The organism is Nocardia australiensis (assembly GCF_020733705.1).
GTDB lineage: Bacteria > Actinomycetota > Actinomycetes > Mycobacteriales > Mycobacteriaceae > Nocardia > Nocardia australiensis.
In genome coordinates, this window is record NZ_JAJFZM010000003.1 from 92,310 (window position 1) to 103,986 (window position 11,677).

The 11,677-nt window shown below is 65.1% G+C and carries 12 protein-coding genes; 4 read left to right on the forward strand and 8 right to left on the reverse strand.

Going from position 1 to position 11,677, the window contains the following annotated elements:
* Together LKE06_RS19705 and LKE06_RS19710 are read right to left on the reverse strand one after the other, a co-directional pair.
* On the reverse strand, nt 1-861 hold the full coding sequence (locus tag LKE06_RS19705) for an ABC transporter substrate-binding protein (RefSeq protein WP_228000961.1): 861 nt from the start codon (nt 859-861) through the stop codon (nt 1-3).
* 278 nt (nt 862-1,139) lie between these two features.
* A complete protein-coding gene (locus LKE06_RS19710; RefSeq protein ID WP_228000779.1) occupies nt 1,140-2,237 on the reverse strand; it encodes an isocitrate/isopropylmalate dehydrogenase family protein in 1,098 nt (365 codons plus the stop codon).
* Between the two features lie 78 nt (nt 2,238-2,315).
* Here LKE06_RS19710 and LKE06_RS19715 point away from each other — a divergent pair, with 78 nt between their 5' ends.
* Both LKE06_RS19715 and trxA read left to right on the forward strand, forming a co-directional pair.
* Nucleotides 2,316-2,837: a 2'-5' RNA ligase family protein gene (locus tag LKE06_RS19715; protein ID WP_228000780.1), complete on the forward strand. Its 522-nt coding sequence runs from the start codon at nt 2,316-2,318 to the stop codon at nt 2,835-2,837.
* 50 nt (nt 2,838-2,887) lie between these two features.
* The gene (trxA, locus tag LKE06_RS19720) at nt 2,888-3,262 is read left to right on the forward strand and encodes a thioredoxin (RefSeq protein ID WP_228000781.1); all 375 of its coding nucleotides are present in this window, start codon (nt 2,888-2,890) and stop codon (nt 3,260-3,262) included.
* A gap of 52 nt (nt 3,263-3,314) precedes the next feature.
* Here trxA and LKE06_RS19725 read toward each other — a convergent pair whose 3' ends face one another.
* Nucleotides 3,315-3,749, reverse strand: a complete 435-nt coding sequence (locus LKE06_RS19725; RefSeq protein ID WP_228000782.1) for a 2-isopropylmalate synthase — start codon at nt 3,747-3,749, stop codon at nt 3,315-3,317.
* Nucleotides 3,750-3,832: 83 nt separating this feature from the next.
* Nucleotides 3,833-3,967: a hypothetical protein gene (locus tag LKE06_RS32645; RefSeq protein WP_255649453.1), complete on the reverse strand. Its 135-nt coding sequence runs from the start codon at nt 3,965-3,967 to the stop codon at nt 3,833-3,835.
* Between the two features lie 393 nt (nt 3,968-4,360).
* Between LKE06_RS32645 and LKE06_RS33465 the strand changes: the two genes are divergently transcribed.
* Both LKE06_RS33465 and LKE06_RS19730 read left to right on the forward strand, forming a co-directional pair.
* A complete protein-coding gene (locus LKE06_RS33465; RefSeq protein WP_443678137.1) occupies nt 4,361-4,654 on the forward strand; it encodes a DUF7373 family lipoprotein in 294 nt (97 codons plus the stop codon).
* 266 nt (nt 4,655-4,920) lie between these two features.
* Complete coding sequence (locus LKE06_RS19730; RefSeq protein WP_228000783.1) at nt 4,921-5,265, forward strand: DUF7373 family lipoprotein; 345 nt, start codon at nt 4,921-4,923, stop codon at nt 5,263-5,265.
* A gap of 10 nt (nt 5,266-5,275) precedes the next feature.
* On the opposite strand, the gene polA is transcribed toward LKE06_RS19730, so the two are convergent.
* From polA to LKE06_RS19750, 4 genes are all read right to left on the reverse strand, one after another.
* A complete protein-coding gene (gene polA / locus LKE06_RS19735) occupies nt 5,276-8,020 on the reverse strand; it encodes a DNA polymerase I (protein ID WP_228000784.1) in 2,745 nt (914 codons plus the stop codon).
* Between the two features lie 78 nt (nt 8,021-8,098).
* Entirely contained in the window at nt 8,099-9,088 is a 990-nt protein-coding gene (locus LKE06_RS19740; protein WP_228000785.1) for a neutral zinc metallopeptidase, read from the reverse strand.
* A gap of 120 nt (nt 9,089-9,208) precedes the next feature.
* Complete coding sequence (locus LKE06_RS19745) at nt 9,209-10,885, reverse strand: DUF885 domain-containing protein (protein WP_228000786.1); 1,677 nt, start codon at nt 10,883-10,885, stop codon at nt 9,209-9,211.
* 26 nt (nt 10,886-10,911) lie between these two features.
* Complete coding sequence (locus LKE06_RS19750) at nt 10,912-11,673, reverse strand: ABC transporter ATP-binding protein (protein WP_228000787.1); 762 nt, start codon at nt 11,671-11,673, stop codon at nt 10,912-10,914.
* Between the last annotated feature and the right edge of the window lie 4 nt (nt 11,674-11,677).

Here is an 11,677-nt window from a genome sequence, read left to right on the forward strand (position 1 = left end):
TCAGCCCACGGCGCCGTTGATAACCGACTTGGTGATCGCGCCTTCCTGAACACCCCAGTTCTGGGTGATCTCCAAGTATTTGCCGTTGTCGATGAGGTGCTGGACGGCTGCCTGCAGCGCCTTGCCGAGTTCAGAGCCCTTGGGGACGGCCCAGCCGTAGGGAGCGGAGTCGAAAACCGCGCCGGCCGTTTCGATCTTGCCGTCGCCCTTCTTGATCGCGTAAGCGGTCACCGGCGAGTCCGCCGACATGGCGTCGACCTGGCCGATTATCAGCGCGTTGGTCGCGGCGCTCTGCTCATCGAAGGGCTGCTTGACGATGCCGGGCTTGCCTTCCGCCTCGCATTTCTTGCTCCTGGCCGGGATCTCGTCGGTGTCCTCCACCGTGGTGGCCTGGACCGCGACCTTCTTTCCGCAGGCGTTCTCCGGGTCGATCGGCTTGCCCTTTTGCTGCGCCCACTGGATTCCGGCGTTGAAATAGGTGGTGAAGTCGACGCTCTGTTCGCGTTCCTTGGAGTCGGTGATCGAGGACATGCCGACGTCGTAGGTGCCCGCCTGAATCGCGGGAATGATCTTTTCGAACGACGACTCGACGTACTCGGCCTTGATACCGAGAGTGGTGGCCACCGCGTCCATCAGGTCGACATCGAAACCGATGATCTTGCCGCTCGGATCCTTGTACTCGTTGGGCTGGTACGGAATATTGACGCCGACCACAAGCTTCCCCGACTGCTTGATCTTGTCCGGGAGCTGCGCGGCGGCCGCGTCGAACTTGTCGACAGTCACCTTCGCCACTTCCGGCGAGTTGTCCTCGGAATTACTACAACCCGAAATCACCAGCACACCGCCGGCGACCATACACATGGCCCGCAGGGCGCGCCTGCCAACAACCGATCGAACAGACACAGCAGCCCTCCACACTTCGGATTCGTGAAACCCGGGTGTTACCACCCGTTTGGCAATCTAAGCGACCGAGACCGTTCGCGCTGGACAGTAACGGAAGATTAATCCGTTCTGTGCCGAACACTCCGAACGCAACACGCCGACTATAGGCTGAGTTTGCCCTACTCACCGCTTACCCCCCGCGCGAGCTGATCGGTGAACCTCTACGATGCCAACGATCACCTTCACCACATCGTCGACTAACGACGGTGGACTCTGGCGCAGACTTGCTCGGTGAACTCGCTGGTCGATGCGAGACCGCCGAGATCGGCGGTTGCGATACCCGCCTCGAAGGTGGCAGCGACGGCGTGCTCGATGCGGGTGCCCGCAGTCGATATCGTCCGGTTGTTGCCGCGAGCCCCCAACCAGCGCAACAGCATTGCCGCCGACAATTGCAGCGCCGCAGGGTTCGCGCGGTTGCGCCCGGCCAGAGTCGGCGCGGCGCCGTGCACCGCCTGCGCCATCGCCCTGGTCAGAGAACAATTCAACGAAGCGGCCAAGCCGAGCGATCCGCTCAACTCCCCCGCCAGGTCGGAGAGGATGTCACCGAACAGGTTCTCGGTGACGAGCACATCGAAATCGCCGGGCGCGCGGACCAGATGCGCGGCGGTCGCGTCGACGTGCTCGTCGGTGACCTCCACGCCCGGATAGTCGCGAGCGACTTCGTAGCAGACATCGCGGAACAGACCCATGGTCATCGGCAGCACATTGGCCTTGTGCACGACGGTCACGCGCTTACGCCGCGCGACGGCCAGCCGGAACGCCTCATGCGCGATCTGTTCGCAGGCTCGGCGGGTCACCACGGCGACCGCCATCGCGACGTCCTCGGTGGGCCGGAACTCACCGGACCCGGCGAACATATTGCGGTCGGCGTAGAAGCCTTCGCTGTTTTCCCGAACGATCACCAGGTCGATGTCCGGTGCGACCGCGCGGACCCCGGCGAAAGCCCGCGCCGGGCGGATATTCGCGGACAATCCGAACCGTTTGCGGATGGCGCCACCCGGCGCGACCGTGGCGCGGAACTCGGCCGGATAGGAGGCGTTGTCGTGCGGTCCGAGAATCCAGGCGTCGAGCCCGTCCAGCGCCCGCAGCGTCGCTGCGGGCAGCGGGTCACCGAACTCCTCGATCCCGCGGTGCCCCATCGACAGCGGCACCCATTCCACCGGCGCCGCACCCGCGGCGGCCATGGCCTCGTCAACGACAATCCGCGTCGCCCGCACGACCTCGGGTCCGATCCCGTCGCCATCGATCAGCCCCAGACGGACCAGCGAAATATCGCGTTTCGTCGGATTGCTCACCGGCTCATCTTCCTGCCGCCGATGCGCTGCGACTGAATCGCCCCGCCGCAGACCTCGGCGCGCTACTTTCTGGGGACCATGGTGCAGTCGGTCGAATTACTGTTGGACGACGCCGCCGATGCGGAGATCCGGCGGCAGTGGCAGTTGCTCGCGGACGCTGGAATTCCCAGCCCAGCCGCGAGTACGGCCGAAACGACGCGCCCGCACATCACCGTCGCGGTCGCCAGGCAAATCTGGCCTCGCATCGATAAGGCGCTGGACCGACAGGCTTTCCAACCCATCCCGGTGCGCCTCGGCGGGCTGCTGATATTCGGTGTCCACCGTCCGATCCTGGTGCGGGCCGTCGTCCCGTCCGAGCAACTTCTGGCCGTGCATCGACGAATCTTCGATACAGTGGCACCGTGCCCGGGGGTTCCGTTGAGCCTGCACCCCGGCGAATGGACCCCGCACGTCACGCTGGCCCGGCTGGTTGCACATCAGCAACTCGCCGAGGCCGTGTACGCGGTCGCGAGAGAGCGTGATTTTCCGGCGACGGTTGTGGGTATACGGCGTTGGGACCGCGACCGACGCCAGGAGTGGCCCGTGGCCCGTGGAAGATAAACCAGCAGCCGGACGTTAAAGCTGGCAACAAAACGACACGAGAGGACGTCATGGCCACCCAGACGCTGACCCAGCAGAACTTCGACGAAGTAGTCACCGGAAGCGACGTGGTACTCGTCGACTTCTGGGCCGAGTGGTGCGGACCGTGCAAGAGCTTCGCGCCGACCTTCGAAGCCTCCTCGAATCAGCACCCTGATGTCGTGCACGGCAAGGTCGACACCGAGGCCGAGCAAGGCCTGGCCGCCGCCGCGAACATTCGTTCCATCCCGACGATCATGGCGTTCCGCGAGGGCGTGCTGGTGTTCGCACAGCCCGGTGCGCTGCCACCCGCCGCATTGGCGGATCTGGTCACCCAGGTGAAGGCCCTCGATATGGACGAGGTCCGCAAGCAGCTCGCCGAGCAGGCGGAGCAGACCGCTCCGTAAGAACCCCACTGCGACGGACCGTTCACACAACGGTGAAAGGTCCGTCGCGTTTTCAGGCTCCGAGCCGGTTGACACCCGCGATCATGGCGCGAATCGTGGATTCGGCACCGCCGTCGGCCATGGCCGCTCCCCACCCGCGTCTGCCGTTGACCTCGCACTGCACGAAGGTGGCGGTGCCGTCATCGGTGCGCCGCTGATGGAACTGCAGGATCTCGAACGGATAACCCTCGTCGTAGAGCGCCGAGGTCATGGCCGCGACCGGGCTGCCAGTGGTGCCGATCGTCCGAAGATGGTCGGTGAACTCCAGCGTCGCGGCATGCGCCGAGCCACCATTACCGGCCGGCGACCAGCCGCTGAGCCGAATGGGACCGGTGCGCTCGCAGTATCGGTCGAAAAATTGCGCGGGGGTCAGGCCGCCACACTCGGACCGCAGGGCCTTGGGTGCGGCGGCGATGAATGTACGTGTGTCGATAGTAAGGATCGTCATTGCAATCAGGTCTTCCCGAAGAGAATCGGCAGAGGGGACCAGCACTAACAATCAACAGCCCGCAGCGAGGGGGCCGGTCTGAATCAGACCCCGCTACGGCGGGTTACTACGAGGAGAAGTCGCCGAGCAGCCACCATCGCGGTAAACGGGATGAGCGCGGCGCTATCGCGGTCAGCGATGTTCAGCGCGGTGCTCTGGCGGTCGACGGGATTCGGCACGCGGTACAGCGTAAGGACATCGGGGCGCAATAGCAACCTTATTCATCCGCCGCGCGATTCTACTGGCGAGTATCATCGCCGCAGCTCACAGGCCCGCGGCACACCCGCGGCGGTGGCAGCCACGTTCGACATGGGGCAAGATCACCGGCCTGGCGTAACACTCCCGCGAGATCAACAAGGACACAGGGGGTTTCATGCGGCGCGCCTCGATCCGATATCGAACCGGCGCCCTCATGCAGGCCGTCGCGCTGACATGCGTCGCGTCCGCTTGCGCCGCGCCGACGCACGGGCGGTCGGTACCCGGTATGACTCCGGTGAACCTCGAAGGACTCAACACCGGACCGTTCGAGGCCGCGCCCAAGGTTTACCGGCCCAAGGTCAGCACCAGCACGGATATATTCGCCATCGAGTCGCGGCGCATGCTCGGTCGCACACAACGACGGAACCATCTACCGCACCAGAGACCTCGAGTCGGCGTTCCGGCTGCAAACCGCCCTTACCACGCTGGGTAAGGACGACGACGAGACGGCAGGTCCGCCCGGAATCGTCGATACGCACTGCATCAAACTCGACGAACCGGAGCCGATTCGCGACTCCAAATTCATGTGCGCCATGGTGTATGGGCGCTATGTCGCAGTCATCGGCGCGCGGGCAGGCTTCGGCGATACCGGTGCGGAGGATGGATGACCAAGGGCGAGTATTTGATCTGGACCTTCACCAAGCAACTCGCTTGCCATGCCGCCCGACGATACGACGCCGCTGGTCGATTTCACCAAGCGTGTGCTCAACAAACAGGTGCAGATGCTGCGCGACTATCACCCGGCAGCGCCCGACAAACGATCGGATATAGCCGTCGATGTCGACGGAATACTGGGCCGGCCCCTGCCGAGCAAGCCCGATCCGCTGTCAGCACCTGGCATCTACTCGCCGCACGCCGCGCTGCACATCGAGGATTGGCCCGACCTCACCGGCCGCACTTCACCGATGCCGAGGTCGATCTGTACGCGCAGGATGATTCGGGCATCTACCGGACCACCGACGCCGAGGCCGGCACCCGCCTGATCGCCGCGTTCATCGATCAGGCCACCGACAGTTTCGGAACCATCGATCCGCCGCCTGGACTGCCCGACGCGAAATGCCTGAAACGACTGGACGATCCGGTGGTCAATGACCTGGCCCCCGACTACCAGTGCTACATCCACTTCGGCCGGTACGTCGCACACATCGGGTCGGATCAACCGCAGGACCTCTATCAGCGGGCGGCGGCGCAATACAAACTGCTCGCCAACGGGCACTGACCGACGAGGGTCAGTGCGCCGCCGCGTCCCAGCTGCGGCCGGTGCCGACCGAAACATCCAGCGGTACCGACAGCTCGATCGCCGACGACATCTGTTCGCGCGCGAGGGCTTCCAGCGTCTGTCCCTCCCCCTCGGCGACCTCGAACACCAGCTCGTCGTGGATCTGCAGCAGCATCCGTGAGCGCAGCCCCTCGGCGGCGATGGCCTTGCGCACGTTGATCATCGCGACCTTGATGATGTCGGCGGCGGTGCCCTGGATGGGCGCGTTCAGCGCCATCCGCTCGGCGGCCTCGCGGCGCTGCCGGTTGCTGGAGTCCAGGTCGGGCAGGTAGCGGCGGCGGCCGAAAAGTGTCTGCGTGTAGCCGACCTTGCGGGCCTGTTCGACGACCTCGTAGAGGTAGTCGCGGATGCCGCCGAAGCGATCGAAGTAGACGTCCATCTGCTCCTTCGCCTCCTGCGTGCTGATCTTCAGCTGCACGGAAAGGCCGTAGGGGCTCAGGCCATAGGCAAGGCCGTAGGACATCGCCTTGATGCGACGGCGCAACTCGGGACTCACCTCCGACAGCGGGATATCGAATGCCTTGGAGGCGACGAAAGTGTGCAGGTCCTCACCGGAATTGAAGGCTTCGATCAGGCCCTCGTCGGCCGAGAGGTGCGCCATGATGCGCATTTCGATCTGGCTGTAATCCGCGGTCATCAACTCCGCGAAACCGGAGCCGACCACGAAGGTGTCGCGGATCCGGCGGCCGGTGTCGGTGCGGATCGGAATGTTCTGCAGGTTCGGTTCGGTGGAGGAGAGTCGGCCGGTGGCGGCGATGGTCTGGTTGAAAGTGGTGTGGATGCGACCGTCGTCGGCGACGGACTTGAGCAAGCCATCGACGGTGACCTTGAGCCGGGTGGCGTCGCGGTGCGCGAGCAGGTGTTCCAGGAACGGATGCTCGGTCTTCTCGAACAGCGATTCCAGCGCGTCAGCATCGGTGGTGTAGCCGGTCTTGGTGCGCTTGGTCTTGGGCATATCGAGTTCATCGAACAGCACCACCTGCAGTTGCTTCGGTGAACCGAGGTTGATCTGCTTGCCGATCACCTCATAGGCCGCGTTGGCCGCCTCGGTCACCTTGTCCGCGAACTGACGCTGCAAGGTCTCCAGTTGCTCGACGTCGACGGCGATGCCCGCGTCTTCCAGCGTGGCGAGCACACCGAGCAGCGGCAACTCCATATCTTCGAGCAGTGGGACGGACTCGATCTGCTGGAGTTCGGTATCCAGCGCATCGGCCAGGTCCGCTACCGCCCGGGCACGCAGCATTTCGGCCCGCGCGACCTCGGCGTCGACGGTGTCCTCGTCATCGAGCAGCGAAAGTTGCGGCGCCTCATCGGTTTCGGCGCGAAGTTCACGGCGCAGGTAGCGCAGTGACAGATCGTCGAGGTTGAAGCTGCGCTGGCCGGGGCGCACGAGATACGCCGCCAGCGCGGTGTCACTGGTCAGTCCGGCCAGGGTCCAGCCGCGACCGCGTAACGCGTGCATCGCCGCCTTTGCCTCGTGTAGCGCCTTCGGCACCGCCGAATCGGCCAGCCAGGTGCCGAGCGCGGCCTCGTCCTCAGGGGTCAGCACAGTGACATCGACGTAGCCACTCTCGCCGTCACCCGCCGCGATCGCCAACGCGCGCACGTCCCCGTTGCCGGGCGTACCGCTGCCGACCACGGAAACACCGTGGCGGACACCAGCTTTCGCATGCTCGATCAACCACTCCGCGACGGCGCCCACGGCAAGAGCGCCGCCGCTTATCTCGAAGCCCGCCTCGGCCTCCGGCTCCGGCGGCGCCAGCGTCTCGAACAGCCGGTCACGCAGTACCCGGAATTCGAGATCGTCGAAGAGCTGGTGGATCTTATTGCGATCCCAGGGCTGCTTGGCCAGCTGTTCGGGCGTGTAGGGCAGCGATACGTCGCGCACCATTTCGGTGAGCTGGCGGTTGAGCACCACGCTGCTCAGGTTGGCTCGTAGTGCGTCGCCGACCTTGCCCTTCACCTCGTCCACCTTGTCTACGAGGGTGGCCAGGTCGCCGTATTCGCGAATCCATTTGGCGGCGGTCTTCTCCCCGACGCCGGGGATCCCGGGCAGATTATCGCTGGGATCGCCGCGCAACGCCGCGTAGTCCGGGTACTGGGCGGGCGTTAGACCGTACTTTGCGAGCACTTCGTCGGGGGTGAACCGGGTCAGATCGGAGACGCCCTTGCGCGGGTACAGCACCGTGACGTTGTCGTTGACCAGCTGGATCGAATCTCGGTCACCGGTGACGATCAGCACCCGGAAACCCTCGGCGACCGCCTGGGTGGTGAGGGTGGCGATCAGGTCATCGGCCTCGAAGCCGTCGATCGCCATGACCGGAATGCCCATCGCGCCGAGCACGTCCTTGGTCAGCTCGACCTGCCCGCGGAACTCGTCCGGTGTGGCGCTGCGGTTGGCCTTGTACTCCGGATATGCCTCGGTACGGAATGTTTTACGCGACACGTCGAACGCGGCGGCAATATGCGTCGGCTGCTCATCACGCAGCAGATTGATCAGCATCGCGGTGAATCCGTAGACCGCGTTGGTGGTCTGCCCGGTGACCGTCTTGAAGTTCTCCGCGGGCAGCGCGAAGAACGCCCGATAGGCGACCGAGTGCCCATCCAGCAATAGCAGCGTCGGCTGCGGACCGGCGGGATCGGAAGCTGCTGCTGGCACGGCGCTCGAACGCTGATCAGTGGTCGCTGGGGTCACGCACAAGAGTCTAGGGACGCGCACCGACAACTCGAAGCGGCGGCTCCCACGAGCAGCGACGCGCCGAGGCCGCCACACTCATTCCACCGTCGCCGCCGCGCTGTACCAGGTATTGCACTCCCAGGTATCGCCCTTTTCCGAACCCCAGGTGAACCAATTGAGCACGCTCCGATCGATGCCGTGCAGCCGGGGATCACCGGGGCTATCGCCCGCGACGCCGCTGCGGCGGGAGGCTTCGTCCCAGGTCTGCTGATCCAGATCGCCGCGGCCGTAGTTGGTGCCGAGGAACATACCCGCGAAGCACCACGCCTGCAGATCCATCCGCCTGCTCTGTTCCTGCCCCGCGGCGCTGTCCCAGCCCACCGCCGTCCGTTTGTCGGTGTACGCGCGCATGATTCCGATGAGGGCTTGGACGTGGTGGCCGTATTCGCGGGTCAGCATGGCCAGTTGCGCGCCGCGACTCGAACCGGCGGTCCGCGATCGCAACGCGTCGAACGGCATGACGATCGTCTCGTCCGCCGCGCAATACAGGGCCGCCGGGGCACGGCGAAGTTCACCGGCGCAGGCGGTGTCCGCAGCCACCGCCTTTGCCGGAGCCGCCAAACGCGGTGTATGGAACGGTAATCCGACGCTGCGTAGCGTCGATCCCCACGAATCGTCGAGACATCCGATCGCGCGCTGGTATAAGGCCCGCGCCGATTCCGCGTCATCGTGCCAGGCCGGCAACTTGCACTCGCCCCGGCCAACGCCGCTGTGTTGCGCGAACAGTGGATGATCGGCCAGCGCGAAAACCGGACGCGAACCCATCGACTGCGGCACCCCGGCCAGCGGTGCCGCCGCAATGGGCGGCGCGCCGTCACCGGCGGGCCCGGTCGCGCCCGTCATCGGCCCGTACGGGACGGAACCGGCGGCCGCCGCGTACGCGGAAACACCCGCCGCCGAAGGCTTCTCCCCACCGTCGGTACCGCAACCGGCAATGGCAAGCACGCCGACCACACCACACGCCACCCCCGCGAGTAGCCCCCGACTACCCCGCCACGGTACGAATCGAAAGGAAGTCGCCTTCATGATCCCCCCTACCGAATTCGATCACCGCATCTCATGCAACCCGACCCGGGTCGACCCCGCAACCCGGGCAGGCCGATACGCACGAAATTCCCGGTGCCGCCCCGCTCCGCCGGACGCACATCACAACGTGGCGACAAGTTCCCGAAGCACAGGCAGGCTCACCGACCCGGCGCCGAGCACCACATCATGGAATGCCTTGATATCGAACCGGTCCGCGAGCCGTCGCGCGGCCAGGCGACGCTGGCGGCGGATTTCCAACTGGCCCACCTTGTAGCCGACGGCCTGGCCCGGGATAGCGATATACCGGTCGACCTCGACCTCGATCTCCGCCAGCCCGACGGGCGCGTTGGCCACCATGAAATCGATAGCCTGTTGGCGGCTCCAGCCTTTGGCGTGGATTCCGGTGTCGACGACCAGGCGGCAGGATCGCAAGGAGTCACCGGCAAGCATCCCGATCCGCCCCAAATCGTCCTCGTACAAGCCCATTTCGTCAGCCAGCCGTTCGCTGTAGAGCGCCCAGCCTTCGACGAACGCGGTATTGGCGAAGGAGTGCCGCTGAAACCGCGGCAGCTGATCGAGTTCATCGGCGATGGTCAGTTGCAGATGATGACCGGGTATGGCCTCATGGAAGGCCACCGATGCCGTCTCGTATCGGCTGCGCCCCTCGGCATCATGCAGATTCACGAAATACGTACCCGGCCTCGAACCATCTGCTGCGGGTGGGGCGTAGTAGGCACCGGCCGAGTCGGCGGCGAGCGCCTCGGGCAGTTGCACGATGTCACAGGATTGTCTTGGCAGCCTGCCGAACCAGTTCCCCATCTCCGCGCTCGCCACGGTCAACGCGCGGCGGGCGTCGGCCATGATCTCCGCGCCGTCGGCGTAGCGCAGGCCGGGATCCTCACGCAGCCTGGTGAAGATCTGGCCGGCGTCGGTCGTGGCGAACAGCCGCGCGCCGATCTCGGCGTATTCCGCACCCAGCAGCGCCAATTCGGACAGTCCAAGCTGATGGATCTCCTCAGCGCCGAGATCGGGCAGTGTCGTGTGCTGACGCAGCAGTCGCCGGTAGATATCCGCACCGTCCGCACCGAGCCAGCACAAACCGCACTCCTCGTCCGATCGGCTCGCGGGCAGCAGTTCGTCGGCGAGCACATCCCGATAGCGTTGGAACGCGGGCCGAATCACCTCGCGGGCAACCTCGGCGAGTTCGGCCCGCCACACCGCCTCGCCATCCCAATCCGGCGGGCCGGCGAAGGTAACGAAAGGATCGTTACCGATATCGCTGTCCAGATAGCTGTCGAGCTGGTTGAGCGAACGCTCGATAGTGATCCGCGCGGGGGCGCGGCCCGCGGCGAGACCGGCCCGAAAGCGTTGCGCCGCTTGGGCCATCATGTCGCCGAACTGCCGGAAACGCACCAGAAGAGCCCTGGCCTGCGCCGGGCACGGCGCGTTCAGCTGTGGCGCGACCATGAGTAGCGCGGCGTGAATACCGTCCATTTGATCGGACGCCATTTCCGTCGGCCGCCACGCCAATCGATCCACCGCCCCGGCTAATTCGGTGTGCAGCAGACTGCGCGTGATCCGGTCCTGCGGACTCAATCGATCGATGTCGAGGGCGGCCACCTTGCCGAGCAATGTGCGCCACTGCGCGAGCAACCGCCCTTCGGCCTCGACGCTGAGGTCCTCGATGCGATCGTCGAAACGACGATCACCCAGTACCGTGGCCATACTCGGCATGGCCGCCAGCACACTGTCCCAGTACTGGTCGGCCAGGCCCGTCAGTTCGTCATGCCCATCCATGACGATCAATCATGCCGAATGCCGACCTATCCGACACCGAGATACGCCGACTTCACGGCCGGATCGGTGAGCAGTTCGCGCCCACTTCCCGTCTTGGTGACCGCACCGGTCTCCAAAATATAGGCCCGATCGCTGCGGGCCAATGCCTGCTGCGCGTTCTGCTCCACGAGCAACACCGTGGTGCCCTGCTTGTTGATCTGCGAGATGATCCGGAAGATCTGCTGAATCACCATGGGCGCCAACCCCATCGACGGTTCGTCCAGCAGCAGCAGCCGTGGACGTGCCATCAGCGCGCGACCGATCGCCAGCATCTGCTGCTCACCGCCCGAGAGCGTGCCACCGACCTGCTTACGCCGCTCGGCCAACCTCGGAAACAGCCCGAACACCCACTCCAGCGTGGAGTCGTATTCCGACTTCGGGTCGAACGGTCTTGCGTAGGAACCCATATCGAGGTTCTCCTGGACCGTCATGCCCGGAAAGACGCCGCGCCCCTCCGGTGCCTGAATCAGCCCGTGCTTCACTCGCTCGTGCGCCTTCATGTGGGTGATGTCGCGACCCTCGAACATGATTCGGCCACGTGTTAGCGGCAGCAACCCTGATAGGGCTCGCATGGTCGTGGTCTTACCCGCGCCGTTCGCGCCGAGCAATGTGACCAGCTCACCGGATGCCACCTGCAATGAAATCCCGTGCAGCGCCTGAATTCTGCCGTAGTTGACGACCATGTCCTCGACCTCGAGCAATGGCCCCGAGGGTTCGTCGTGGCTTTCCGATTTGGTTTCCGCTGCCATGTCC